Below are 26,515 nucleotides of genomic sequence, written 5' to 3' on the forward strand. Positions count from 1 at the left end.
CTACGGCAGACGAGCGGCGATATCCTCGATCGCCCAGGGTCCCTCGGTCTCGATCGTCTTCACGTCGTGCCAGCCCGCCAGCTCCGAGATGGCCTCGCCCTGCACCGCGAACACCTTGCCGGTGATCGGGCATTTGTCGGAGGCGAGATAGGCCACCAGCGGAGAGATATTGGCCGGGCTGAACGGATCGAATTCGCCCTCGGGAATCTCGGCCTCGAAGATCGCGCTCATACCCGGCGTGGCCAGGGTGAGCCGGGTGCGGGCGATCGGCGCGATCGCATTGACCCGCACGCCGTAGCGCTCCAGCTCGTCGGCGGCCACCAGGGTGAGCGCGGCGATCCCCGCCTTGGCCGCGCCGTAATTGGCCTGACCCGCGTTCGGCACCGTGGTGCCCGAGGCCGAGGCCGTGTTCACCACCGCCGCACTGGGCTGGTTACCAGCCTTGGACTGCGCCTTCCAGTACGCCGCGGCATGCCGCAGCACATTGAAATGCCCCTTCAGATGGACGGCGATGACCGCGTCCCACTGCGCCTCCTCGAGTCCGGCGATGAAGCCGTCGCGCAGGATGCCCGCGTTGTTGACCACGACATCCAGCGAGCCGAACTCCGAGATCGCCTGATCCACCAGCTTTTTCGCGCCGTCCCACTCGGCCACGTTGTCGGTGTTGGCGACCGCCCGGCCGCCCGCGGCGACGATCTCGTCGACGACCTGCTGGGCCGGACCCGCGTCCTGGCCCGTGCCGGTGTTGTCGCCGCCCAGATCGTTGACGACGACCGCCGCACCCTCGCGGGCGAACAGCAGCGCGTGCTCACGCCCGATTCCGCGACCGGCGCCGGTGATGATGGCGACCTTGCCTTCCAGTGCGCCCATGTCTGCCTCTCCTGAATGTCAATCCGCGATCTCGGCCAGACCGTCGCTGAGCACGACGTCCGCGCCGCGCACGGTCTCGAATGCGTAAGTGGTGACGCCGTTTTCGGACTTCACCCGCCAGATGCGGGTCTCGAGGTCGTCGCCGGGGAAGACCATCTTGGCGAAGCGCACCCCGAATCGCCGCAGCCGGTGCACATCCGAACCGCCGACCTCGGTCAGCACCGCCCACGACGCGAACGCCATGGTGCACAGGCCGTGTGCGATGATGCCGGGCAGTCCGGCGTCCTTGGCGACCTGCTCGTCCAGATGCAGCGGCACCGGATCGCCGGCGGCCGGGGCATAGCGGTAGGTCTGATCGCTGTCGATGTGCTGAGGAACCACGGCGGTCGGTTCCACGCCGCGCAGGCGCTCGGGGAACTTGTGTTCCGGCGCGGGCTGGCCCGCGGTCTTACCGGCGTCGATATTGCGGAAGAATGCGGTCAGATACTGCTCGTTGACCAATTCGGCCGCGTCGTCGCGGGTTTCGATGTGGATGGTGATGGAGCTGCCGTTCTCCCGGCCGGTGTAGCCGACCGCGCGGGCCCGGGCCACCAGCTTCTCGCCCGGGCGAATCGGGCGGTGGAAGTGGAAGTCCTGCTCGCCGTGCAGCACCCGGCCGAAGATGTCCATCGGCGCGACATCGATGACCGGCACCATCATGGCGTCGAAGACCGGCACGATCGCGAAGACCGGCGGGGCGACCTCGCCGTCGCGATGCGCCTCGATGGGATCGTTGGTGGCGGCGGCATATTCGGCGATGCGGGCCCGGGTGACCTCGAAGGTCTCCTCGTCGCTCCAGTTGCCCAGGCCCGAATCGTCGAATTCCACCACCCGCGAGGTGGTTTCGGTCATGCTGTGTCCATTCGGCATTCGCGGAGCCCTGCGTGGTTACGCAAGCTGCCGCCTCCGGGCCTGACGCTCATGCCGCGGCCAACGAGTCCAGCGCGTCCAGCGACTTCTCCAGCTGCTTCATGCCGTCCTTTTCCACGGCCTTGCCCAGCGCGCCCTTGATCAGCGCGCCCTCGAAGTCGCCCTTGATCGACAGCTCGCTACCGTCCCCGGCGGGGGTGATCTCGAAGGTGAATTCGACCTTCACCCCGGCCATTCCGGTGGCGGTGAGGGTGAGCTTGTTCGGCGCCTCGACCGAGGCCACATTCCACTCGAACTTGTTGGCCATGCCCAGCATGACGACCTTGGCCACCAGCTTGTTGCCCTGCGACAGCGTGGCCGGGGGCTCCTCCATCCAGCGCTCGTGAATGGAGAACCACTCGCCCCAGGTGTTCGGGTTGCCGACGACCGCCCACAGCGCCTCGGGATTCGCGGACATCTTCTTGGTGTATTCGATGTGGCCCATTTCGTTCTCTCTCTTGGTATCTCGTCGGAAAATCAGCGGTCGGCGCGCTGGTAGGCGGTGATGATCGCCGCGCCGCCCAGGCCGATGTTGTGCTGCAGCGCGGCGGTGACGCCCTCGACCTGGCGCTTGTCGGCCTGCCCGCGCAGCTGCCAGGTCAGCTCCGAGCACTGCGCCAGGCCCGTCGCACCCAGCGGATGGCCCTTGGAGATCAGCCCGCCGGACGGGTTGACGACCCACTTGCCCCCGTAGGTGGTCTGGTCGTCGTCGATGAGCTTTCCGGCCTCACCCGCACCGCACAGGCCCAGCGCCTCGTACAGCAGCAGCTCGTTGGCGGAGAAGCAGTCGTGCAACTCGATGACCTGGAAGTCCTCGGCACCGAGTCCGGACTGCTCGTAAACCTTCCGCGCCGCTTGGACATTCATGTCGTAGCCGATGATGTTCTTGGCGGTGCCGTCGAAGGTGGAGGCGAAGTCGGTGGTCATCGCCTGGCCGACGATCTCGACCGCCTGCCCGGCCAGGTCGTGGGAGTCGACGAATGCCTCCGAAGCCAAGATCACCGCGCCGGAACCGTCGGAGGTCGGCGAACACTGCAGCTTGGTCAACGGGTCGTAGATGACGCGGGAGTCCAGGATCTCCTGCAGCGTGTACTCGTCCTGGAACTGCGCGTACGGGTTGTTGACCGAATGCTTGTGGTTCTTGTAGCCGATCTTGGCGAAGTGCTCGGCGGTGGTGCCGTAGGTCTTCATATGCTCGCGACCGGCCGCGCCGAACATCCAGGGCGCGGGCGGGAACAGCACCTCGGAGATCTCGGCCAGGGCCATCATGTGCTTGCCCATGGGCTGTTCGCGATCGTCGTACATCGCGCCCAGCGAGCCGGGCTGCATCTTCTCGAAGCCGAGGGCCAGCGTGCAGTCGGCCAGCCCACCCCGGATCGCCTGCGCCGCAAGGTAGAGCGCGGTCGAACCGGTGGAGCAGTTGTTGTTGACGTTGACCACCGGGATACCCGTCATGCCCAGCTCGTAGACCGCGCGCTGACCCGAGGTGGACTCGCCGTAGACGTAGCCGACATAGGCCTGCTGCACCTGGTCATAGGAGATCCCGGCGTCTGCGAGGGCCTTCGTACCCGACTCTCGCGCCATATCCGGGTAGTCCCAGTCGCTGCCGTCTTCGTTCTTGCGCCGCCCCGGCTTCTCGAACTTCGTCATGCCGACGCCGACGACGTAGACCTTGTTCGCCATCGAATTCCTCACATCTGGCCGTCGGCCGCGCGACGGCATCCGGACCGGACGAAAACAAACATACAGAGCTGTATGTAATGCCGCAAGAGTGACGTCGATTGCACTCCGGACCCGCCTGTCACGTCGCCGATTCGTTACATACATCCAGCGTTGTACGGTGTATTGGCAGAGCGGGCCCCACGGCTGGTTGGATGGGCCGGTGACCTCCGACTGCTTCCGGCTGATAGAGCCCGTTCCGACCGCCGAGGCCATCCCGAGCTGGGCGCCCCACTTCGCCCACTTCGATTCCGTTGTCGGCTATTCCAGCCTGGGCCATGCGTTTCTGGCCAACCTCGACACCGGCGACTACGCCATCCTCTACCCGTACCGGGCGGGCGCGACGGGCTACGGGCCGTTCGTGAGCGTCTGGGAATTCGCCGATCAGGTCCTCACCGAGCCGAGGTTCGCCGACTTCGTGCTGCGCCCCGACCATGTCTCCGAAATCGCCGACCATCTGGGGCCGTTGGACAACGGACAGGTGTACGCGGCCACGCCGTTCCCCTTCCAGGGCGGCACCGAATCGCCCGAGTCCTATCAGCTCGACGACCTGTGGAGCTTTCTGGACCGGGTCGCGCAGGCGCACGGTCTGTAGCCGGTCACTCCGCGGCGGTCAGCCCGGGCAGCGTGGCCGCGGCGGCGCGGCGCAGGTGGGCCGAGGCGCGGCGCCAGCGGCGCAACGCGCGCTCGGGATCGGGAGAGACGAAGTTGGACACCAGGATTCCGCGCATGGTGTCCATCGCGGTGTAGGCGAAGTCGCGAACTTCCTTGCGCTGCATCTCGTCCGGGACCAGTTGGGAGACGGCCATCAGCACGGCGTTGTTGACGAACGGCTCGACCTTCTCCAGCGCCGCGGCCAGCACCGGATCGGTACGCCCGGCCACCCACAGTTCCATCGCCGCGATGAACAGCGGCCCCTGGTGCAGCTCCCACATGAAATCCAGTGCGACACCGAGCGGATCGTCGCCCGCCCGGACCCGGCCGAGCTCCTGCATGGCCGCCTCGGTGCGGCGCTGCGCCAGATGACTGATCGCCGCCACCACCAGATCGTTCTTCGATCCGAAGTGATGCACCTGCGCGCCCCGCGTGACCCCGGCCCGCTCGGCCACCCGCGGCGTGGTGGTCCCGGCATACCCGTATTCGACGAGACAGTCGATCGTGGCGTCGAGCAACCGCACCCGCATCTCACTGCTGCGCTGCTCCTGGGTGCGCCGCTGCGGCTTCGATACTGCGGACCTGGTCATTCCCGCGATTCTACACTTACATTCAGATCTGAATGGAACTGTGCCCGGCCGGTTCGGTGTGTGGGCGGCACTCCCCCGCCACCGATCCGCCCAGCCGCACCACTTCCCGCACTTCGCACCCCCTGCGGGCGACCGCAAGGGGTGCGAAGCGCAATAAGGGGTGCGGCGGTTCTCGGCGCGGGCCGGAGTCAGCGGCGGGGCAGGCGGTTGCGGCGTTGGGGGGTGACGCAGCGGTCGAACATCCGGGCCGTACCCGAGCTCAGTGCGGCCCGCGAACGGCGAATCCGCCGCGGCACCACTACCGCCTCGGCCGCCTCGACGACCAGCCGTTCGGCGTTCTCGTCGAGATCGGCGTGCGAGCGGGCGCGGCGGGCCAGCGACACCGTGACCGTGAACAGCAGCACCCCGGCGATGCCCAGGCCGACGCCGACGAGGGCGGGCGCGGTGTAGCCGAGACCCGCGGCGATGACCACACCGCCCAGCCACGCACCCGCCGCGTTGGCGATATTGAGCGCGGCGTGGTTCAGCGCGGCGGCGAGGGTCTGCGCGTCGTGGGCGACGTCCATCAGGCGGGTCTGCAGGCCGGGGGCCAGCGCCGCCCCGGTCGCGCCGACCAGGAAGGCGCCGATCGCGGCGGTGTACGGATTGTGCGCGGCGGCAACGAAGCCCGCGAGCACTATCACCATCGAGATCATCGCCGCGTACACCGCGAGATCCACGCCGCGGTCGGCCAGCACGCCGCCGACGATATTGCCCGCGATCATGCCGAGTCCGAACAGCGCCAGCACGATCGGCACGAAGCCCAGCGGCATATGCGCCACATCGGTGAGGGTGGTGGTGATGTAGGTGTAGACCGCGAACATGCCGCCGAAGCCGATCGCGCCGACCAGCAGCGTCAGGATCACCTGGGAGCGGCGCAGCGCGCCGAGTTCGGTGCGCGGGTCGGTCATCCGGATGCCGGTGAGTTCGGGGACGAATCGCGCGATCGCGGCCACGGTCGCGATTCCGATGAGGGCGACGACCACATAGGCGTCCCGCCAGCCGAGGTGCTGACCCAGCCAGGTGGCGGCGGGAACGCCGACGACATTGGCGGCGCTCAGTCCCAGCATAACGGCAGCAACCGCTTTGGCCCGCTGCCCCACCGGGGCGAGTGTCGCGGCCGCCAGCGAGGCGACGCCGAAGTAGGCGCCGTGCGGCAGACCGGAGACGAACCGCGCGGCCAGCAGCGTGCCGAATGTCGGCGCGATCACCGATGCGGCATTACCCAGCGCGAACGCGGCCATCAGAACGATCAGCAGGCGTTTGCGCGACACCCGCGCAGACAGCGCGGCGATCACCGGAGCGCCCACGACCACGCCGAGGGCATAGGCGGAAACGGCGCGGCCCGCGGTCGGTTCGGACACATTCAGGGAATGGGCGATATTGGGCAGCAAACCCATGGTGACGAATTCGGTGGTGCCGATGCCGAAACCACCGAGCGCCAGCGCGAGCATGGCGGGGATATGCCAACTGGTGCGCGCGGGCATGCCGGACGGGCCGTGCCGGTGGACGGCCGGGGCGGCAGGTGCGGTCGGGGAGGCCACGAGGGGCGCGGTTACGGAGGCCACGATCAAGAGCAACACAGCAGTTCCCGGGCTTTAAAGGCGAAACAAACGTGATCTCACTCACCTGCTCGGCGGACTACGCGAGCACGGCTCTCGTTGTCTGCCAAGGGCATTGGTGGACAACAAATTTCAACCGGAAACAAGTACCTGCGGCACTGTCGGAAAATCCGGCGCTGTCATGCAGATCACCCCGCCCCGATCCGGACCCCCTCGGCAAAGTCCCGCAATCGGGCGGCGGGCCGGGAGCAACTGACCCCGAACGCAATTCGGGCACCCGCGGCCACCGGGAATCGGTGGGGGCGGGTGCCCGGATATCTTTCGCTTCGCGCTCACAGCCCTGGCGCGAAGTTGGACTCAGCGCAGTTCGCGCGCCAGATTCGCGTCGAGCACACCGAGGAACTCCTCGGTGGTCAGATAGCCCTGATCGCCGCCGACCAGCAACGCCAGGTCCTTGGTCATCTGGCCGTCCTCGACAGTCTTGATGACGACGTCCTCGAGGGTCTGGGCGAAGCCGATGACCTCGGGGGTGTTGTCCAGCTTGCCGCGATGCGCCAGGCCACGAGTCCACGCGAAGATCGAGGCGATCGGGTTGGTGGAGGTGGGCTTGCCCTGCTGGTGCTGGCGGAAGTGCCGGGTCACGGTGCCGTGCGCGGCCTCGGCCTCACAGGTCTTGCCGTCCGGGGTGAGCAGCACCGAGGTCATCAGGCCCAGCGAGCCGAAGCCCTGCGCCACGGTGTCGGACTGCACGTCGCCGTCGTAGTTCTTGCAGGCCCATACGTAGCCGCCCTCCCACTTGAGCGCGGAGGCGACCATGTCATCGATCAGCCGGTGCTCGTAGGTCAGCCCCGCCGCGTCGAACTGCGGCTTGAACTCGGCGTCGAAGATCTCCTGGAAGGTGTCCTTGAACATGCCGTCGTAGGCCTTCAGGATGGTGTTCTTCGTCGACAGGTACACCGGGTAGTTCTGCTGCAGGCCGTAGTTGAACGACGCCCGGGCGAAGTCCTCGATGGACTTCTTGAAGTTGTACATGCCCATGACGACGCCGCCGTCCTCGGGCATCTTCACGACCTCGTGGACGATCGGCTCGCTGCCGTCCTCCGGGGTGAACTGGATCGTGACGGTGCCCGCCTGATGCACCTTGAAATCGGTGGCACGGTACTGGTCGCCGAAGGCGTGACGGCCGATGATGATCGGCTTCGTCCAGCCCGGAACCAGACGCGGGACGTTGGAGATGATGATCGGCGCGCGGAAGATGGTGCCGCCGAGGATGTTGCGGATCGTGCCGTTCGGCGACCGGTACATCTTCTTGAGGCCGAACTCCTCGACCCGGGCCTCGTCCGGGGTGATGGTCGCGCACTTGACGCCCACACCGTGCTTCTTGATGGCGTTGGCGGCGTCGACGGTCACCTGGTCGTCGGTCTTGTCCCGGTACTCGATGCCCAGGTCGTAGTACTCGAGGTTCACGTCGAGGTACGGGTGGATCAGCTTGTCCTTGATGAACTGCCAGATGATCCGGGTCATCTCGTCGCCGTCGAGCTCGACGACGGTCCCTTCAACCTTGATCTTGGACATGGATCTTCGTGTCCTCCTAGGAAGGTGCTCCCATTGCACGGCCAGGCGAACACGCTTGTGAGCGGACCCCAGCTGTTCAACAGACAACGTATACGCCCCGCGTTGTCCACGGGACTATTGGTGCTTAACAAGACAAGCGTACTGGTGCGCTCCAGCTCACTTCCAGGCGACGCCCCGCCGTGAGTTCGCGGCGTTACACCGGCACACTCCCCGCACCAATATGGATAACGCCCCGCTCCGCTCCATTCGGCATTCCGCCGGGGGATGTGAGGAATCCCCCGCCCCGGCAACCCCTCCCACGTTCCCACCCCGCCCCCACGCACCCGCCCGGCACGCCGCCCAAGTTCCCACCCAGGAAAGCCACCGATGTCGCCGCCCGGCGCACCGCTCCTGCCCCGCCCGACGAGTCCCGCCCCAAACGACGACCATCACGCCCACACAACGCCCCCTCACACAACCACCGCAGCACCCATGCGACGAACGTCCCATCCCCCATACGGCGGCCTCTCCTGCCCCGCCCGACAGCCTTTCCCACTTCGCACGACGAATTTCCTCCCCCCGCGCGGCAAGCCTTCCCACGTGGGCGCCCGGCCCCGTGTTCCCGCACTCGGGCGCCCAGCGCCCGAGTGCGGGACCTCTCAGACCGCCATGACCGCGGCGTGCTCGTCGCCCTCGAGCAGGTTCTCCGGCTTGTCGCGGATCATGAGGGCGACGATCGCGATGGAGGCCAGGAAGAACGCCGCGCCGATATAGAAGGCCACGTCGTAGCTGTGGATCGCGGCCCGCTCCAGGATGTGGTCGGCGGTCGGGTTGTTCGTGGCGTAGCGCTCGGCAACCTGCACCGAGATCGTGGTCAGCAGTGCGGTGCCGATCGCGCCGCCGACCTGCTGGGCGGCGTTGAGCAGTGCACTGGCCACGCCCGAATCCTCGGCCTCGACCCGATGCAGGGCGGTGGTCTGCATGGAGACGAAGGTCGCGCCCATGCCGAGGGCGATCAGGGTGATGCCGGGCAGCACGCTGGTGGCGAAGCCGTCGCCGTAGCTCAGCTGGGCCAGGTGGATCAGCCCGGCGATGCCCAGCACCGCGCCGCCGATCAGCAGCGGGCGCGGTCCGAATTTGGGTAGCAGCGCGCTGGCCACGCCCGCGGAGATCACGATGCCGATCGGGAAGGGCAGGAACGCCACACCGGCCCGCAGCGAGCTGTAGCCGAGGGTGATCTGCAGGTAGTAGCTGAGGTTGAGGAACATCGCGAACATCGCGATCGGGATCAGCAGCGCCACCAGATACGAGCCGCCCCGGTTGAGCTCACCCGGAATATGCAGCGGTAGCAGGGGATTCGGCGAGCGCCGCTCGATCGCGACGAAGGCCACCAGCAGCGCGACACCGGCGAGCAGCAGGCCCAGTGTGGTCGCGGCCAGCCAGCCGTCCTCGGCCGCGCGGCTGAAGCCGTACACCACCGCGATCAGGCCGAGGGTCACGGTCACCGCGCCGGGCACGTCGTAGCCGCCGGTCCGCGGGACGGGCACATCCTTGACCACGAAGGCCAGCGCACCGGCCAGGGCGAGCAGCGCGATCGGCGTGTTGACCAGGAGGCACCAGCGCCAATCGGCATATTCGGTCAGCGCGCCACCGGCGATCAGGCCGATCGCCGCGCCACCGGCCGACACACCCGCGAAAACGCCGAAGGCCCTTGCCCTTTCGCGCGCCTCGGTGAAGGTGATCGACACCAGCGACAGCGCCGCGGGCGCCAGCACCGCCGCGAACGCGCCCTGCAGCGCCCGTCCGGCAAACAGCTCGGCCGCGTTCCGCGCGAGTCCGGCCAGCGCCGACGCCCCGGCGAAGCCGACCAGGCCCACCAGGAACATCCGGCGGCGGCCCAGATAGTCGGCGAGCCGGCCACCGAGCAGCAGCAGACCGCCGAAGATCAGCGTGTAGGCGGTCAGCATCCATTGTTTGTCGCCGTCGCTGATGTGCAGATCCCGCTGGGCGAACGGCAGCGAGATCGTGACGATGGTGGCGTCCAGCACCACCATCAGCTGGGCCAGGGCGAGCACACCGAGGGCCCACCAGCGGGCCGAACTCGTCGGCTTGGTCGTGGTCTGGGAGGGAACGAGCTCTGCGGTCCCGGTATCGGTCATGAGGGACTCCTGAAGGGGAGGGGAACGGTTCCGCCGCCTGGCGGGGAACGTGACAGCAATCCTGACATCACAAGACATTTGGCGTCAAGAGAAAAATGTCAGGATGCGACATTTGGCGTCCTTCGTCATGATGAGTGCTCTCGGCGATACGATGGACGCATGCTCGAGTCACCAGCCCAGCCCGGCCTGCGGGAACGCAAGAAGCAGCAGACTCGACGCCGGATCATCGAGGTGGGCCTGCGGCTCTGCGACGCCCAGGGCTTCGACGCGACCACCGTCGAACAGATCGCCGATGCCGCGGACGTGTCGCCGCGCACGGTCAACCGGTACTTCGAGCTGAAGGAGGACATCGTCCTCGCTCCCATCGAGGATTGGGGCAAACTCATCGCCGCCGAACTGCTCCGGCAACCGGTGACGGGCAATGAGTTGAGAGCTCTGCTCGACACCTACCTGACCGTGACCGAGAACGGCATCGACGGCGGTCCCGTGCCCTTCGAGTGGTTCCAGCGGATGCAGCGGATCATGCGCACCAGCCCCGCGGTCCGCGCTCGCAGTATGGACATCTCCGACACCAAGTCCGTCGCGCTCCAGGCGGCGGTCGCCGAGCGCATCGGCACGGACCCCGACGCCCTGCCCGTCCGGCTCATCATGGCGACCTGGCTGGCCATCATGCGTACCGGAATGGAATGCGGTGAATGGGTGCCCGACGGCGACCCGGCCGACTCCGCGCGGGCCAGCATCCGCGCGGTTCGCAGCGCCTACGAGGAGTTCGTCCGGCGGTGCGCGCTCCCGCTGTGCGCCGAACAGCGAGCGGACCAGCGCTAGCGCGCCCGGGGACGCTGTTCGCGTCCCTGATGGCCCATCGGTTACCATCCAACTCAGGTCATGAGCGCCAGCGCCAAGCCCCGGCTCGCTGGCCGGCAACCCTCCAGTTGCGGTGGGGTGCTCCGGGTGATGACCGGGCTCTCGAGGGTCGAGAGCAAGCGCGACGATCAGGAGGCCAACGAGATGTGTTGTTGCTGTTCGCCTGTCGAAGCCCGATAAGACCAGCGAGCCAATTCGGCGACCCCAATGGAGCAGGCCCATGAGTAACTCGACCGCGCCCCGAACCATGCAAACCGAGGGTGACAACCCTGTCGCTACCATCGAATCCGTGCGTTCCCTTCGAACGGCGGCGGCCCGGTGACCGTGAGTATCGAGTCGAGCACCGCGCATCCCGCGGCTACCCTGCTGCCCCCGCCCGACGGACACCTCGAGCGGATCGGCATCGGTGAGCTGCGCCTCGAGAACGGCGCGACGATTCCGGACGTCGAGCTCGCGGTGCAGCGATGGGGCGAGCTGTCGCCGAAATTGGACAACGTCGTACTGGTCGAACACGCCCTGACCGGTGATTCACACGTGGTCGGCCCGCCCGACGAGTTGCATCCGCTGCCCGGCTGGTGGGACGGCATCGTGGGCCCGGGCGCCGCGCTGGACACCAACGAGTGGTGCGTGATCGCCACCAACGTGCTGGGCGGTTGCAAGGGCAGCACCGGCCCGTCCTCGCTCGCCCCCGACGGAAGGCCGTGGGGTTCGCGCTTTCCCGAGATCTCCATCCGCGATCAGGTGGCCGCCGAGGTCGCCCTGTTCGATCTGCTCGGCATCGACCGGCTGGCGGCCGTGGTCGGCGGCTCGATGGGCGGTATGCGAGTGCTCGAGTGGATGGTCGGCCATCCGCTGCGGGTCGGCGCCGCGCTGGTGCTGGCCGTCGGACCGCGTGCCACCGCCGATCAGATCGGCACCCAGACCACCCAGATCGCCGCCATCAAGGCCGATCCGGACTGGCAGGGCGGCGACTATCACGGCACCGGCCGGGTGCCGACCACCGGCATGGGGCTCGCCCGTCGCATCGCGCATCTGACCTACCGCACCGAATTCGAGCTCGACCACCGCTTCGAGAACCGCGCCCAGGACGGCGAGGATCCACGCGACGGCGGCCGCTACGCGGTGCAGAGCTATCTGGAGTACCAGGCACAGAAGCTGGTGCAGCGCTTCGATCCGGCCACCTATGTGCTGCTGACCGAGGCGATGAACCGCCACGACATCGGCCGCGGACGAGGTGGGGTCGAGGTCGCCTTGGCCAGCACGCCGGTGCCGTGCATCGTGGGCGGTGTCGATTCCGACCGCCTCTACCCGCTTCGGACGCAACAGGAATTGGCCGATCTGCTGCCCGGCTGCAAGGAACTGGAGGTGGTCTGCTCGCGCGACGGCCACGACGGATTCCTCACCGAGACCGAGGCGGTGGGCACCCTGCTGTCCGAGACGATGGACCTCGCCCGTAAGGCACGGGGCTGAGCGTCAGGCCACGCCGAGATCGCTGATGGTCACGGCCAGGGCGATGATGCTGCCGCCGAGGACCGTATAGGCGCCGACGTCGAACGGCTTGCTGCGCACGGCCAGCAGGCCGACCCGAATCGTCGGCAGGCACAGCCGCAATGCCGCGGCGAGCAGCGTCGCGCCGCCGATGAAGAAGGCCCCGCGCCGCCAGCGGTCCTGGATCATGAACACCACCGCGACGGCCAGCACCGCTGCCACCAGCAGCATCGGCAGGTTGGCCCAGAGGAACCTGCCGGACGGGCCGGGCTGATGCGGATGAGCGACAGGAGCTTCGGTCACGCAACGATTCTCGCATCCGCACGTGCTCGTGCATGGGCGAGGGCTCGCCGCCGGGACGTGCCGTGGGGGTCGGGCTTCCGCTGCTGGGCGTTGCGGTGAATCCGAAAGTCGTTGACCGGCAATGGAGTTTGCTATAGGGATGCCGAGTTTCTCAGCCGCACTTCGCTACAAGGGATAGCAAACTTTGTTTGCTCATGAATTGCTGGCTGCTTCAACGGGTTCGGGAGAGCGTCGGTAACAGTCAGTCATTGACCCCGCAATATCGAGGTCTATCGAACGTCGAGTTCCGTGGATAGGGATGATTGCATCCGCAGGCAGACAGGACAATTCTGCGATGATCGCCAGGTCGGGGCCCTGTTTTGCAATCAGAATAAATAGGTTTCGAACCGGCTTAATACTCACAAGTTCAGGGACCATCTCGCCGATACCAAACGGTTATCTCAAACGTTTGCCAACTGTTGACTAGATCACTACCGGCTGCTGTAGATTCGCCAACGACAAGATCCTCACCCGAATTCGAAAGGACGTGTCATGCCGCTTATCGGTTCGGCTCTATGCGATCTGTTCAACATCATTCCCTCGGCGATCTTCTCGACCGTCGTCCCGATCGTGGGTTCGGTCACGGTGCCGTCGACCTACCTGGGTTCGGTTGCGCTCAACACCGTCTTGGCGCTGTTCACCGGCTCCATGCTGTAACCAGCGCTCGATCGCGCCGCGCGGGGTGCGGCGGCACAACCGTCGTACCCCCGCGCGACACGGCGAACCGATCGTCGGCTGACCGAATGCCAAGTTCCAGGCCGCCTCTCGGCGCACTGACCCCCTGCCCGCGTGTCGAGGCGGCGGCAAGATCTCTGACAGGAGTCGGCAGCTGCCGCAATCTCGACGCAAGCGAGGCGAGTGCGCTCGAACTGCTTGCTATTTTCCGGCCCCGGCGAAAGCCGGGGCCCATTTTTGTTATGCGCAAATAGCATGCGATAAATGGCGGGTCGACAGTTCGGAAGTGTGTGTATCGACTCGATCACAAATCGTTTAATTCTGTTCCATCCGACACTCGCCTTTCCCATTGCCGCAGATATGCGAATTGTTGAAAACGTACAACGCGCGAAACGACGCCCATCAGCCTTTGGGCGTGTCGTTGCGCAGCGAGCCAAACTCGATGTTGAAAGCTTGTGGCCATGACCCCGACCGCCAGCACAGGACCTCTCCAAACCCGCCGGGCTCGGTTTGTCAGCAACAGTCTGGTAACCGGGTTGCTCGTCGGTGTTCTGACATCCATGGGCGCCTCGCATGCGACCGCCGATCCGACCGAACAACTGGAGTGGATGACCAGTATCGCGTCGGAAGACGGTTCGAAGATCGCCGGTGTCGAGCAGATCGACGATCGCAACATTCGCTTGCAGATCTACTCCGCGGCAATGGACAAGACCTTCCCGGTGGAGATCCAACGGCCCGCGGACACCTCTGCGCCGCGGCCGAGCCTGTATCTCCTGAGCGGTCTGGACGCGGGCGAGAGCCTCGCGTCCTGGCAGGCGCAAACCGATGTCCGGCCATTCCTGTCGGACAAGAACGTCAACCTCATCATGCCGATCGGCGGAAAAGCCAGCTACTACACCGACTGGGTCAACGACGATCCGGTACTCGGTCGCAACAAGTGGCGGACATATCTGACCGAAGAGTTGCCGCCACTGCTGAATGCGGCACTCGGCACCAATGAGGTCAATGCCATCGCGGGGATATCCACCTCCGGTACATCCGTTCTGGCCCTGCCCATCGCCAAGCCCGGGCTGTACAAGGCCGCGGCCTCCTACAGCGGCTGCGCCCAAACCAGCGATCCGACGGGTGCCTACTTTGTGAAGACCGCCGTTGGAATGGGTGGCGGAAACCCCTACAACATGTGGGGACCGATGGGTTCGCCCGAATGGGCGGCGAACGATCCGTATCTGCATGCCGAGGGATTGCGCGGACTCGAGCTGTACTTCTCCTCGGGCAATGGCCGACCGGGTGAATACGACACCCTGGACGGGCGGAAATCGCAGCTCGACGGCGTGAAGACCCAAATCGACGGTAAGGGCGATCAGCTCGGGGTGTTCGGCCTGCTGAACCAGCTCACCATCGGTGGGACCATCGAGAGCGCCACCAACTACTGCACCCACAACATGCAGAAGAAGCTCGAGGAACTCGGCATCCCCGCCACCTTCCACTACACCTCCGGCACCCACTCGTGGGGCTACTGGGAGGACGAGTTCAAGGCGTCGTGGCCGGTCATCGCCCGCGGCATCGGATTGTCGGAGGAATAGGCGGATCGAATCGAAGCCGACGCGACCGGCCCTGCCGCAGGGCCGGTCGTTCGTTTTCCCGAGCGGGACCGGCAGGAGATACTGGGGCCCGTGCTGCATGTCGTCTTCTTCGAGCCCCGAATTCCCCCCAATACCGGCAATGCCATCCGGTTGGCGGCGGGAACCGGGTGTGAGCTGCATCTGGTGGAGCCGCTGGGTTTCGACCTGTCGGAGCCGAAGTTGCGGCGAGCGGGGCTGGATTACCACGATCTGGCCTCGGTGCGCGTGCACGAGAATCTTTCCGCCGCTTGGGAAGCCATCCGGCCGGAGCGGGTTTTCGCCTTCACCGCGCGGGCCAGCACCTGGAACACCGACATCACCTACCGCAAAGGCGATGCGCTGCTGTTCGGTCCGGAGCCGACCGGGCTGCCCGAGGAGGTGCTCGCCGATCCACACGTCACCGATCAGCTGCGGATTCCGATGCTGCCGGGTCGGCGGTCGATGAATCTGTCCAACGCCGCGGCGGTGGCGGTGTACGAGGCGTGGCGGCAGTTGGGGTTCCCCGGGGCGGTGTGAACGCCGCCGCATGTCGGGCATTGGTTGCGGCGGATGTGCTGTTAGCGTCGCGCTGTGACGCCGACGACCGACGAGGACGGTGACGACGCTCGTTCCGGCTGGGACCACAAATTGTGGGCGGTCCCGCTGGTCGTCGCGATGGGATTGCTGGCCTTGCTGGCGCTGTCCTATCTGGGCAGCATCCTGCATCCGCAGCGCAATCTGCACGGCTTTCCGCTGGCGCTGGTCGACTCCGATCGCGGCGCGTCCGGCGCCGAGGTCATCGATCGCGTGCGGGCCGCGCTGCCGCCCGATCGGGTCCGGTGGCAACTCGTCACCGCCGACGAGGCGGATCGGCTGATGTCGCTGGGCGAGATCTACGGAGCGATCATCGTGCCCGAGGACTTCGGTGCCCGGCTGAGCGCCCTGGCCGATCCGGGCCCCGGAACGGGCACACCGCCGAATCTCGAGGTGCGGACCAACCCGCGCGCGGGCACGACCGCCACCACGCTGACCACCCAGCTGCTCACGCCGGTGCTCGACGACCTCAGCCGTCGACTCGGTACCGCGACGACCGAGCGGGCGCGCGCAAGCGGTGTGCCGCTGTCGGACGCGGCATTGGTGACGCTCACCGACCCCGTGCGGATCGAGGTCACCCAATTCGCACCGCTGCCCGAGGGCACGGCGAACGGCATCTCCGCCTTCTACTACACCCTGCTGGTCGTCTTCGCGGGCTTCACGGGCGCCCAGCTGATCAATGTCGGCGTCGACTCCGTCACCAAGGACGATCCCTCCGTCTCGCCCTGGCACGCGCTGCTGTTCAAATGGGCGCTCGTCGCGGTGGTCGCGCTGGTGATGGCGGGCGCCTACCAGTTCATCGCGGCCGCACTGGGTATGCCGATCGAACATCGGCTCGCGCTGTACTTCTTCAGCGCCGCCGCCTCGCTCGCGGTGGGCATGACCGCGCTGGCCGTGCTGGCCGTGGTCGCTACGGTGGCGTCCGCCCTGCGCCTGCCGGTGCTGAACAACCTGGGTATGCCGATCAACATGCTGGTCTTCATGGCCCTCGGGCTGCCATCCTCCGGCGGCATCATGCCGATCGAGGCGACGCCCATGCTGTACCGGGCCCTGGCCGAGTTCGAGCCGATGCACCAGGTGTATCTCGGAATTCGGTCGATCCTCTATTTCGATGCCCGCCTCGCGGCGGGCCTGACCCGCGCGTTGGTGATGTGCACGATCGGCGTGACCTCCGCGATCGTGATCGGGGTGCTGACCACGCTCGGGTACGACCGGCTGCGGGCGCGGCTGACCCTGCCCACGGCGAAGCAGTGACGGCGCGTCAGTCGTCGATCTCGAAGCGTTTGAACCGTGACGTCGCACCGGCGGTGAGCCGGACCCGGGATTTGGCGACCCCGAAATGCTGGGCCAACAGCTCGATCGCGGCCTTGTTGGCCTTACCCTCCACGGCGGGAGCGCGCACGTACAGCCGTAGGGCGCCATCCTCGAGCGTCTCGACCAGCGGCCCCTTACCGCTGTTGGGTTTGATGGTCGCCCGGACCACGATCGGCACGCGCTGCTCCTGTCTCGAGTGGGCGACCGCAGCGTAGTGGATCGCCCGACCGCGCGGTTCACGACAGTGTCCAGGGCAGCCGGACGTCGACGACGTCATGGGCCAGGATCCGCATCTCGGTGGTGACCGCGAGGACCAGGTCGCCGGAATGGATCGCCCGAACCCGGTCGGCGCCGGAGCGCTGGATCCGGACCGTGGCGTGCGGGGTGAGCGCGGCGTAGCGAACGGTGCCCGCATCGCCACGCCGGTCCCATTGCGTGCCGCACCGAGTCCAGACCGCCGTGCCGGTCAGCCGATCGGGTACGGCCGGCTCCCACAGGAGTCCGGTCGCGGTGGCGGCGGCACCCGCCCAGCGCAGATCCGTGACCGCGGAGCAACTGGACAATGTGGGCAGCGCGAACGGATCGATCCGCCCGTCCGGCAGCGTCACCAGGACCAGATGCCCAATACCGCAGGTGATTCCGTCCCGGGCGAATCCGGCGAACAGCACCTCTCGGCCGTCGGCTCGGAAAGACCCCGACGAGAGTGCGGTGTTGATGCCGTCGACGCGGCCCAGCTCCCGCACCGCTCCGGTGGTCGTGTCGACATGGGACAGGTGGTTCAACCCCCAGGACGCACCGGGCGGCGCCTCGATCCGGTCGAGGATCAGCGCGTTCGCGTCGGCGGCGAGCAGTCGCGGGGCGGACAGGACGTTGCCGGGCGCGATGGGATCTCGCGGCGGCGGCAGTTCCACCGCCCGCGCCGCAACCGGTTTCGGCTCGGCCAGGTCCATTCGGACGAATCCGTCCGGCTGCCACCATCCGACGGTCGTGCCGTACAGCGGAAAGATCCGATCGCACCGGCAGTCGACTCGCACCGGCGATATCGTGCCGGTGACCGGATCCAGCGAAACCAGCCCGCCCGCGTCGTCGCGGGCGAACACCCGAGAATTGTCCCGCGTGAAGCCGACTTCGGTGAATATCCCCGAATGCCGGGCAATGGTCCGCTCCGGCGTGGCCAGCACGAGTTCGCCGCGGGAGCGGTAGACGAATGGCTGCGTGCCCGCGGCAGCGAGGGCATCACCACGCACTCCCCCAGCCGATTTCGCCGCCGACGAATCGGAAGGGGCACCGGCACAACCGGATGCGAGTGCCAAACCGAGCAGGGCGATCCATGCCAGGATGCTCCACCGAGGCAGAACGGCGCCGATCATCGCAGCACCTCCAGAGCCCGGCGATAGTAGGCCTCGCGCTCGGCCAGGCCGTGGTGGCCGCCATTGACCGCCCGGGTAACCGCGGCGAAGTCGCCCGCATCGACGAGGGCATTGATATCGCGAGATCTCCAGTACCACTGGGCTATTCGGAAGCCGATCTCCGGCCGGGCGGCCAGGTCGGGATCGCCCTCGAGATCGAGGCCGAGAGCGGCGCCCGCGGCGCGATAGTTGGCGCGACCGGTCAACTGGATGGGGCCGCGACCGTGATAGCGCGGGCCGTCACCGGGCTCGGTATTGCCCGCGGCGGGGGCAACGCCATCGGGGTCGTAGCGCCGGAAATACTCCGCATCGCCCAGCTCCTCGAAGTACCGCAGCTCACCGCTCTCGTGCGCGAGCTGGGCCAGGAATGCGGCCTGGCGCAGCGGGGTGGAGATATCGCCCTCCTGGAGAGCCGCGTTGAGCGCGGGCAGGTACTCCCGAGCCTGCGCCACCGGAAGGTTGGGCATGACGGCCATCAGCTGCTCGGCAGTGATACCCGCCTCGGCAGCCTGCGTCGCCACCGCCGATGTTCTCGGTGGGAAGGAGGCTTCGACTGCCGTCCCCTCGGCCGATTCGGGTGGGTGGCGATGTTCCGATTCCATTCCGAGGGCCGCTTCGTGCAGCGACTCCATGGGCACGAAAAGCGCCGCGAGATGGGCCATTTCGCCGAGCACTCCGCGCACGGCGCGCTGGCCGCGCTCGTCGGCGCGGGTGACGGCCGCGGCCGCCTCCGCGATGACCTCGCCCCATTCGGCGGCGTGGTCCGGATTGTCGCCGGTCACCGTCCAGTCGTCGGCGACGACGCATCCGTCGGTCTCCGCATCGGCGACACAGTCCAGCAGCGCCACCGTGGTGGCATGCAGATCCGACAGGGCCCGCACACCGATGTCGCGCAGCAGCCCGGCCCGCTCACACAGCAGGCTGTTGAATCCGAAGACCGCCTCGACATGGCCCAGGACGGCGTCGAAGGCCGCGCCCTGCCAGCCGTCGCCGTCGAGTCGGCGGCATTCGCCGCGCACGGTGGCCGACAGCGCCTCCATCTGCTCGAGGTTGCGGTCGAACTCGGCACGCAGACGTTCGGCACCCACCGAGGCGTGCCAGCCGGTGAGCACCGACCGCGAGGGCGTCATATCCGCACCGCCAATCGGTCGAGCCGCTCGGCCGCGGCCCCATCGGACCGGTCGAAGGCGGCGACGACGCGCTCCGCTCGATCGGCCAGGCGGCCGTAACCATCGGCGCCGCGCTGCGTCAGATTGGCGAGCATGCACGCGGCCTCGCACCAGGCTGGCACGGTCGCGCTGCCCGGAATCGTCTCCACGATCCGGGCGATGCTCCACACCCACCGCGCCGCGACCGCGTCGAGATCTCGAAAAACCTGCCGCGCAACGCCTCCGAAGCGCAACACGGCCTGCTGGTCCAGCACACATTTGTCCGTCATGAATTCCCCCTAGCGATCGTTCCCCAAGCGACTCGAGCACGGTATCCGGCGGTGGCGAGGGCTGTCACCGGCCGAATCGGACAGCCGCACCCTTTAGCGAAAATTTCTTCCCGCGCGGATGTCAGCAAACCTCTCAGTCTGTTCCCGACTCGGCCGGTACGCTCGCGAATGGCGCGGGGTGGCAGGAGCCCCGCACGACCGGGGAGAGCGCTATGGCCAGGCATGGTGCGTTGCTGCTCGGGATATCGGCGGCCCTGCTGCTGATATCCGCCGGTCCGGCGGCGGCCGGACCGGTCACCATTCGCGACGATTCGAATGTGCTGGACGATCCGCGGGTCACCGCGGCGGCCGATACGGTGCCGGATCCGGTGCAGATCTTCACGACCGAAAGACTTGCCGAGAACAACGCGGCCTTCGACCAGGAGGCGCAATCGCACGTGCACGCGCCCAACGATGTGGTCATCGCGATCAACACCAAGTCCAGACATCTGACGATCCGCACCGGGGCCAACTCCCACATCCGGGACGCGTCCCCGGCGATCGCGGCGTTCAAGAGCGGCTTCGGCAACGGCGACTACACCACCGCCACGGTTGGGGCGCTCGAATCGCTTGCGCGGGCCGCCGATCAGGCCGCGCCCGCCAGCCGGGCCCACCGGCCGACGCCGGCGCCACCCGCCGCGTCCCGGCAGGACAACGGTTTCAACCTGTGGAGCGTGCTGTGCCCGCTGATCGTCATCGCGATGGTCATCGCGGCGGTGGTGGCATTCCGCCGCCGCGGGCGCGGGGCCGGTTTCCCCGATCGCGGCAATCCGTCCGGCGGCTACGGCCCGGGCGGGTACGACCCCGGTGGCCGGGACCCCGGCCAGGACCCAGGAGATGGCCAACGGCACGGGATGAGTCCCGGCGTGGCGGGCGGTCTCGGCGCGGCGGCGGGGGCCGTCGGCGGCGGTGTGCTGGGCTACGAACTGGGCCGCATGGAGGGGCGCGAGGAAGAGCGCGCACCGGTCTCCGACCAGCCGCCACCGGATTCCGGTCCCGATCAGCCGCCCCAGGAGTGGGGTGGCGGCGGTGGGGATGGCGACTTCGGCGGCGGGGGTGACAGCGGCGGCGGCTCCGGCGGGAGTGACAGCGGCGGATTCGACAGCGGTAGCAGCGGTTCCGACAGCGGCGGCGGTTCCAGCGGCGGCGATTTCTGAGGGAGGCGGCACGTCCGCTGCGAGCTGCGGCGGCAGGACCGCCGACACTCGCGGCGGTGGGCGGCGCGCCGAGGAGGTCAGCGGAAGTCCCGCGACTTCGACGAGATCCGCAGATCCATGCGCTGCAGATGTTCGGCGACCACGCTGACCACACCCTCGGCGTTCTGGAGGCGGCCGCGGATCAGCAGCGCGGGTGCGCTCTGGGCGACTCGCCGGTAGCGCTGCCACAGGCCGACCGAACAGACGACATTCACCATGCCCGTCTCGTCCTCCAGATTGATGAAGGTGACACCGGCCGCGGTGGCGGGCCGCTGCCGGTGCGTGACGGCGCCGCCCACCAGCACCTTGGCCCCGTCCGCCACCGAGCCGAGCCGCCCCGCGGGGACCACACCGAGCGAATCCAATTGCGGGCGCAGGAATTCGGTGGGATAGCTGCCCGGCGAGACACCGGTCGCCCAGACGTCGGCGGCGGCCAGTTCCAGCTCTCCCATTCCGGGCAGGGCCGGCGCCGCGGTGGCGGCGCCGGTGCCCGGCAGGCGATCCGCACGTTCCCCCGCCGCCGCACCGGCCGCCCACAGCGCCTGACGCCGGGTCAGGCCGAGGCTGGCGAGCGCTCCCGCGGTGGCCAGCGATTCGGCCTGCGGAACCGTCAGCTCCACCCGCCCGGTCAGATCCAGAAACGAGGTGAACGGCCCGTAAGCCCGTGCGGCGACGATCTTCTCGGCCAGATCGTCGCCGATGTGCCGGATCGCGGCCAGACCGAGTCGCACCTGGGTGCCACGCTGTTGCAGGGTCGCCGCGGCCAGGCTGTGGTTGACATCCGGGCCGTGCACCACCACCCCGTGCCTGCGGGCATCGGCCACCAGCGACTGCGGTGAGTAGAACCCCATGGGCTGGGCGTTGAGCAGCCCCGCGCAGAACGCCGCCGGATGGTGCAGCTTGAACCACGCCGAATAGAAGACCAGGGAGGCGAAACTCTGCGAATGGCTCTCCGGGAAGCCGAAATTCGCGAAGGCGTACACCTTCTCGTAGATGCGATCGGCCAATTCGCCGGTGATACCGTGTAATTCGCGCATGCCCTGATAGAAACGCTCCCGCAGCCGGTCCATCTTCTCGGTGGAGCGCTTGGATCCCATCGCGCGGCGCAATTGATCCGCCTCGGCCGCGCTGAAACCGGCGACGTCGACGGCCATCTGCATCAATTGCTCCTGGAACAGCGGTACGCCCAGCGTCCGTTCCAGCGAATTGCGCAGGGCCTCATGCTCGAAGGTGACCTCCTCCGCACCGTTGCGACGCCGGATATAGGGGTGTACCGAACCACCCTGAATAGGGCCCGGCCGGATCAGCGCCACCTCCACGACCAGGTCGTAGAAAGTGCGCGGCCGCAGCCGGGGCAGCGTCGCCATCTGCGCGCGGGACTCCACCTGGAACACCCCCACCGAATCCGCCCGCGACAGCATCTCGTAGACGGCGGATTCCCGCAGATCCAGCCGATGCAATTCGATGGTCTCGCCGGTGTGTTCGCGCACCAGATCGATCATGTAGTGCAGCGCCGACAGCATGCCCAGGCCGAGCAGATCGAATTTCACCAGACCCGCCGCGGCGCAATCGTCCTTGTCCCACTGCAGCACGCTGCGGCCGGGCATGCGAGCCCATTCCACGGGGCAGACGTCGGCGATGGGCCGGTCGCAGATCACCATGCCACCGGAATGGATGCCCAGATGCCGCGGCAGTCCCTCGATTTCACCGGCCAGTTCCAGCACCCGCGGCGGGATATCGGTATGTACCTCGCTCGCCACCCCGGTCCAGCGGTTCACCTGCTTACTCCACGCATCCTGCTGCCCCGGCGAAAATCCCAGCGCCCGAGCGGCATCGCGGACCGCGGACTTACCGCGATAGGTGATCACATTGGCCACCTGGGCGGCGTATTCGCGGCCGTATTTGGCGTAGACGTGCTGGATCGCCTCCTCGCGGCGGTCGGATTCGATATCGATATCGATATCGGGCGGGCCGTCGCGCTCGGGGGCCAGGAAGCGTTCGAACAGCAGATCGTTGGCCACCGGATCGACATTGGTGATGCCGATGGCATAGCAGACCGCGGAATTGGCCGCCGAACCCCGGCCCTGGCACAGGATGTCGTTGTCCCGGCAGAACGTGACGATGTCGTGCACCACCAGGAAATATCCGGGGAAGCCGAGATCGGCGATGATGCGCAGTTCGTGGTCGATCTGCCGGTAGGCCTTGGGATTTCGTTCCGGAGAGCCGTAGCGGCGGGCGGCGCCCGCATAAGTGAGCTCGCGCAGCCAGGAATTCTCGTCGTGGCCGTCGGGAATATCGAACGGCGGCAGTTCCGGGGCGATCAGCTTCAGGTCGAAGGCGCATTCGCCAGCCAGGGCGGCGGCATTGGTCACCGCCTGCGGACAGGCCGCGAACAGCCGCGCCATCTCCGCCCCCGAGCGCAGATGCGCGCCGCCGGCCGGGGCGAGCCAGCCGTCCATCTCGTCCAGAGACTGCCGCGCCCGGATGGCGGCCAGCGCCATGGCGCGGCGGCGCTGCCGGGGAGCGGCGAAATGCGCCGCGGTCGTGGCGATCACCGGCAGGCGCAGGCGGTCGGCCAGAGCGAGCAGCCGAGCATTGCGCTCGTCGTCCTCGGGGATGGCGTGGTGAGTGAGTTCCACGGTCACCCGGTCGGGACCGAAGCGCTCCATCAGCTCGCGCAGCGCCGCCTCGGCCGCCGCGTCGCCGTCCCGGAGGGCCTGGCGCACCGGGCCTTTGCGGCAGCCGGTGAGGATCTGCCAGTGCCCGTCGGCGGCGGCGGTGAGCCGATCCAGGTCGTAGCGCAGCACGCCCTTCTCCCCCGCGGCCATGTGCGCGGCCGAAATCTCCCGCGACAACCGGCGATAGCCCTCCTGGCCGCGCGCCAGGATGAGTAGATGCGTCCCGGCGGGATCCGGTGCGCCGGTGCGCGGCTCGGAGTCCCGGCCGGGGATGGGCCGGGGCGACGAAGGGGAGGCGGGCGCCAGCGACAGCTCCGCGCCGAATACCGTCGGCAGGCCCCATTCCCGGGCGGCCTCGGCGAAACGCACCACACCGTAGAACCCGTCGTGATCGGTGAGGGCCAGGGCCCGCAGGCCCAATCGCACGGCCTCCTCGACCAGATCCTCCGGCTGGCAGGCGCCGTCGAGGAAGCTGTAGGCGGAGTGGGCGTGCAGTTCCGCGTAGGGCACCGACGATTCGCCGGGTGGGCGCGGTCCGGCGCGATAGGCGCCGCGCCGACGAGACCACGCCGGACTGTCGCCGCCGTCGCCGGGCGGCTCGTCGGGGCGCCCCGGGCGACCGGAGAGCACGCGTTCCATCTCTGCCCAGGTCGGCGGGCCATCGTCCCAGCCCATGCATCCCTCCGGCAAACCGATCGGTTCCTTATATGCATCGAACATACATTCGAAAACCTCGTTCGAGAACCTCGGTTGCCGGACTGTGACGCGATCGCGTTGGCACCAGAACTTACTTTGGAGTAAGTTCGGGGCACATCGATTCGCAAGGGAGCATCGTGATGTCCGATACCCCCGCATCCGGCGGTTACCTGGCTCGCCGGCGTGCCCGCCGGGATCTCACCGGCAAACACGTCCTCATCACCGGCGCCTCCTCCGGCATCGGCCGGGCCGCGGCGATCGCGGTCGCCCAGAAGGGCGCGGTCGTGTTTCTGCTCGCCCGCCGGAGTGAGGAATTGGCCGCCGTGGTCGACGAGATCGAGGCCACCGGCGGTCAGGCCTACGCCTACCAGTGCGACGTCACCGATTCCGAATCGGTCGAGCACACCGTCAAGACCATTCTCGACGAACACGACCACGTCGACATGCTGGTCAACAATGCCGGGCGTTCCATTCGCCGGGCCGTGCACCGGTCCGTCGACCGGCTGCACGATTTCGAACGGACCATGGCGGTCAACTACTTCGGCGCCGTCCGAATGACCCTGGCGCTGCTCCCCCAGATGCGTGAGCGCAAATTCGGCCACATCGTCAATATCTCCAGCGCCGGTGTGCAGGTCGCCACCCCGCGCTTCGCGGCCTATCTCGCGAGCAAGGCCGCCCTGGACAAGTTCGCGGAGGTGACGGCGGCCGAAATGCTTGCCGACAACATCACTTTCACCACCATCCACATGCCCCTGGTTCGCACTCCGATGATCACGCCCAGCGGGAAGCAGGGCCCCTCGGAATCGCCGGAGTGGGCCGCGGCGACCATCGTCCGCGCGCTGTCGGAGCGCCCGAAGCAGATCGACGTCCCGATCGGCACGCTCGCCGAATACGGCCACATGTTCGCCCCGCGCCTCACGAACTCGATCCTGCACCGCTACTACCGGGCACTGCCGGACTCCCCGGCCGCCAAGGGCGAAGTATCCCCCGACGAACTCCCCGAACCGGAGGTGCTCGCCCCCGCCCCCAAGCCGCGCCGCCAGCCCTCGACGGCCGGTCGCGTCACCCGCACGGCCCTGCGCCGAGCCGCCCGGCTGGTCCCGGGGACGCACTGGTAGCCCGCGCGGCCCGTCGAGGGCGACAAGTCCGAGAAACGCTGGGCATCAGGGCAATTCGCGCGGCGGGTCGGCGATGATCGCCGTGGCCGGTTTGGCGGCGGCGGCGCAGCTGGCCTGGCGGGGCGGGTAGGCCGTGGTGTGGGTGGTGACCAGCCAGCGGCGGCCGTCGCGGTGGGTGACGGTGGCCGCGCCCGCGAAGGTGGTGGGGTCACCGGTGGGAAGGGCGTCGGGGGCGGGGGTCACCGTGAGGTCGTCGGAGGCCGCCGGGAGCTGGCGGCGGACGGCGATTTCGGCTACCTGTTCGACCGGGGTGTAGCAGCTGCGGCCACGGAAACCGGTGAGGGAGATCGCGTTTCGGTGGGCGGCGGCGACGGCCTCGAGGGCGTCGTCCGAGCCGACGCGGCCGTAGGTCAGGCCGGACGGGAGGAGCACCATCGCGGGGGCGAAGCGGTGACCGCCGGTGTGCGAGCATTCCCAGACCAGATCGGGATATGCGGCGGACAGGCGGGCGGCGATGGGGCGGCCGAGCAGGGCGCAGCACTGATCGCGTTTCCCGTGGGCGCACACCAGCACCAGCGGATCGCGCACCGGCGCGCCGATTCCCGGCGCGGGGCCGTTGAGCAGGTGCGGATCGAGATCGAGCAGCTGCTTCAGGTCGGTGATCTCGAAGCGCTCACACCAGGAATCCCGCGGTCGCGAGCTTGCGATGAAAACCGTTCGGGTACCCGTGAATTCGTTGCGTCCGGGGCGCCGGATCAGGGTGGGCCGCACCCGCGCCGCCTTGACGCGGGGCGCCAATTCGGCCGTGATCTCGGGGCCGAGCACCTCGTCACCGATCACGTCCCGTCCCCACGCCCCGGGTTGTTCGATGCACAGCCATCCGGAAACCCGCGTGGCACTTCCGGGCAGGGGAATATCGGCCGACGCGGCCGAACACGGCATTCCCTCGAAGTCGGTCATAGGTCCAC

Annotated in this window: 23 protein-coding genes, 1 pseudogene and 1 riboswitch; of the genes and pseudogenes, 9 read left to right on the top strand and 15 right to left on the bottom strand. The window is 67.8% G+C overall.

The window, feature by feature from the left end; translation table 11 throughout:
• From NDR87_RS18975 to NDR87_RS18990, 4 genes are all read right to left on the bottom strand, one after another.
• On the bottom strand, positions 1-870 hold the full coding sequence (locus NDR87_RS18975; RefSeq protein WP_251914524.1) for an SDR family oxidoreductase: 870 nt from the start codon (positions 868-870) through the stop codon (positions 1-3).
• An 18-nt stretch (positions 871-888) separates the two neighbouring features.
• Positions 889-1,761, bottom strand: a complete 873-nt coding sequence (locus NDR87_RS18980; RefSeq protein ID WP_251914523.1) for a MaoC/PaaZ C-terminal domain-containing protein — start codon at positions 1,759-1,761, stop codon at positions 889-891.
• Between the two features lie 67 nt (positions 1,762-1,828).
• Complete coding sequence (locus NDR87_RS18985) at positions 1,829-2,263, bottom strand: SRPBCC family protein (protein WP_251914522.1); 435 nt, start codon at positions 2,261-2,263, stop codon at positions 1,829-1,831.
• A 32-nt stretch (positions 2,264-2,295) separates the two neighbouring features.
• Positions 2,296-3,501, bottom strand: a complete 1,206-nt coding sequence (locus tag NDR87_RS18990) for a lipid-transfer protein (protein WP_251914521.1) — start codon at positions 3,499-3,501, stop codon at positions 2,296-2,298.
• A gap of 199 nt (positions 3,502-3,700) precedes the next feature.
• On the opposite strand from NDR87_RS18990, the gene NDR87_RS18995 reads away from it, so the two are divergent.
• Positions 3,701-4,132, top strand: coding sequence for a DUF1851 domain-containing protein (locus NDR87_RS18995; RefSeq protein ID WP_251914520.1), 432 nt, complete (start codon positions 3,701-3,703; stop codon positions 4,130-4,132).
• 4 nt (positions 4,133-4,136) lie between these two features.
• Here the strand turns inward: NDR87_RS18995 and NDR87_RS19000 are convergent, their stop codons facing one another.
• From NDR87_RS19000 to NDR87_RS19015, 4 genes and pseudogenes are all read right to left on the bottom strand, one after another.
• Positions 4,137-4,781: a TetR/AcrR family transcriptional regulator gene (locus NDR87_RS19000; RefSeq protein WP_251914519.1), complete on the bottom strand. Its 645-nt coding sequence runs from the start codon at positions 4,779-4,781 to the stop codon at positions 4,137-4,139.
• 338 nt (positions 4,782-5,119) lie between these two features.
• A pseudogene (locus tag NDR87_RS19005) lies at positions 5,120-6,307 on the bottom strand (MFS transporter); the annotation flags it as partial.
• 432 nt (positions 6,308-6,739) lie between these two features.
• Entirely contained in the window at positions 6,740-7,957 is a 1,218-nt protein-coding gene (locus NDR87_RS19010; protein WP_251914518.1) for an NADP-dependent isocitrate dehydrogenase, read from the bottom strand.
• A gap of 638 nt (positions 7,958-8,595) precedes the next feature.
• Complete coding sequence (locus NDR87_RS19015; protein ID WP_251914517.1) at positions 8,596-10,095, bottom strand: MFS transporter; 1,500 nt, start codon at positions 10,093-10,095, stop codon at positions 8,596-8,598.
• A gap of 159 nt (positions 10,096-10,254) precedes the next feature.
• On the opposite strand from NDR87_RS19015, the gene NDR87_RS19020 reads away from it, so the two are divergent.
• Both NDR87_RS19020 and NDR87_RS19025 read left to right on the top strand, forming a co-directional pair.
• On the top strand, positions 10,255-10,920 hold the full coding sequence (locus tag NDR87_RS19020; RefSeq protein WP_251914516.1) for a TetR family transcriptional regulator: 666 nt from the start codon (positions 10,255-10,257) through the stop codon (positions 10,918-10,920).
• Positions 10,921-10,976: 56 nt separating this feature from the next.
• A riboswitch (SAM riboswitch) is annotated at positions 10,977-11,087 on the top strand.
• 235 nt (positions 11,088-11,322) lie between these two features.
• Positions 11,323-12,429, top strand: coding sequence for a homoserine O-acetyltransferase (locus NDR87_RS19025; RefSeq protein WP_286013774.1), 1,107 nt, complete (start codon positions 11,323-11,325; stop codon positions 12,427-12,429).
• Between the two features lie 3 nt (positions 12,430-12,432).
• On the opposite strand, the gene NDR87_RS19030 is transcribed toward NDR87_RS19025, so the two are convergent.
• Positions 12,433-12,678, bottom strand: coding sequence for a DUF3017 domain-containing protein (locus tag NDR87_RS19030; protein ID WP_251914587.1), 246 nt, complete (start codon positions 12,676-12,678; stop codon positions 12,433-12,435).
• A 603-nt stretch (positions 12,679-13,281) separates the two neighbouring features.
• Between NDR87_RS19030 and NDR87_RS19035 the strand changes: the two genes are divergently transcribed.
• The 4 genes from NDR87_RS19035 to NDR87_RS19050 all read left to right on the top strand — a co-directional run bounded on the left by NDR87_RS19035 (position 13,282) and on the right by NDR87_RS19050 (position 16,913).
• Positions 13,282-13,446 (top strand): hypothetical protein, encoded by a 165-nt coding sequence (locus tag NDR87_RS19035; RefSeq protein ID WP_251914514.1) that lies wholly within the window; start codon positions 13,282-13,284, stop codon positions 13,444-13,446.
• A gap of 578 nt (positions 13,447-14,024) precedes the next feature.
• A complete protein-coding gene (locus NDR87_RS19040; protein ID WP_251914513.1) occupies positions 14,025-15,047 on the top strand; it encodes an alpha/beta hydrolase family protein in 1,023 nt (340 codons plus the stop codon).
• A 90-nt stretch (positions 15,048-15,137) separates the two neighbouring features.
• On the top strand, positions 15,138-15,602 hold the full coding sequence (locus NDR87_RS19045; protein WP_251914512.1) for a tRNA (cytidine(34)-2'-O)-methyltransferase: 465 nt from the start codon (positions 15,138-15,140) through the stop codon (positions 15,600-15,602).
• 54 nt (positions 15,603-15,656) lie between these two features.
• Positions 15,657-16,913 (top strand): YhgE/Pip domain-containing protein, encoded by a 1,257-nt coding sequence (locus NDR87_RS19050; RefSeq protein WP_251914511.1) that lies wholly within the window; start codon positions 15,657-15,659, stop codon positions 16,911-16,913.
• Positions 16,914-16,920: 7 nt separating this feature from the next.
• Here NDR87_RS19050 and NDR87_RS19055 read toward each other — a convergent pair whose 3' ends face one another.
• The 4 genes from NDR87_RS19055 to NDR87_RS19070 form a co-directional block, all read right to left on the bottom strand.
• Complete coding sequence (locus NDR87_RS19055) at positions 16,921-17,151, bottom strand: DUF167 domain-containing protein (RefSeq protein ID WP_251914510.1); 231 nt, start codon at positions 17,149-17,151, stop codon at positions 16,921-16,923.
• Between the two features lie 58 nt (positions 17,152-17,209).
• On the bottom strand, positions 17,210-18,220 hold the full coding sequence (locus NDR87_RS19060) for a hypothetical protein (RefSeq protein WP_251914509.1): 1,011 nt from the start codon (positions 18,218-18,220) through the stop codon (positions 17,210-17,212).
• A 119-nt stretch (positions 18,221-18,339) separates the two neighbouring features.
• Positions 18,340-19,512: a glycoside hydrolase family 19 protein gene (locus NDR87_RS19065; RefSeq protein ID WP_251914508.1), complete on the bottom strand. Its 1,173-nt coding sequence runs from the start codon at positions 19,510-19,512 to the stop codon at positions 18,340-18,342.
• Positions 19,509-19,820, bottom strand: a complete 312-nt coding sequence (locus NDR87_RS19070) for a hypothetical protein (RefSeq protein WP_251914507.1) — start codon at positions 19,818-19,820, stop codon at positions 19,509-19,511. The genes NDR87_RS19065 and NDR87_RS19070 overlap by 4 nt, the downstream gene beginning before the upstream one ends.
• Positions 19,821-20,032: 212 nt before the next feature.
• On the opposite strand from NDR87_RS19070, the gene NDR87_RS37380 reads away from it, so the two are divergent.
• Positions 20,033-21,016, top strand: coding sequence for a hypothetical protein (locus tag NDR87_RS37380; RefSeq protein ID WP_286013764.1), 984 nt, complete (start codon positions 20,033-20,035; stop codon positions 21,014-21,016).
• 77 nt (positions 21,017-21,093) lie between these two features.
• Here the strand turns inward: NDR87_RS37380 and NDR87_RS19080 are convergent, their stop codons facing one another.
• Complete coding sequence (locus NDR87_RS19080) at positions 21,094-24,408, bottom strand: error-prone DNA polymerase (protein WP_251914506.1); 3,315 nt, start codon at positions 24,406-24,408, stop codon at positions 21,094-21,096.
• 161 nt (positions 24,409-24,569) lie between these two features.
• Here NDR87_RS19080 and NDR87_RS19085 point away from each other — a divergent pair, with 161 nt between their 5' ends.
• Positions 24,570-25,547 carry an SDR family NAD(P)-dependent oxidoreductase gene (locus NDR87_RS19085; RefSeq protein ID WP_251914505.1) on the top strand — a complete coding sequence of 326 codons (978 nt, stop codon included), beginning with the start codon at positions 24,570-24,572 and terminating at the stop codon, positions 25,545-25,547.
• Between the two features lie 45 nt (positions 25,548-25,592).
• On the opposite strand, the gene NDR87_RS19090 is transcribed toward NDR87_RS19085, so the two are convergent.
• On the bottom strand, positions 25,593-26,507 hold the full coding sequence (locus NDR87_RS19090; RefSeq protein ID WP_251914504.1) for a sucrase ferredoxin: 915 nt from the start codon (positions 26,505-26,507) through the stop codon (positions 25,593-25,595).
• Positions 26,508-26,515 lie beyond the last annotated feature (8 nt).

This window comes from Nocardia sp. CDC159 (genome assembly GCF_023740735.1).
Taxonomy (GTDB): Bacteria; Actinomycetota; Actinomycetes; order Mycobacteriales; family Mycobacteriaceae; genus Nocardia; species Nocardia pulmonis.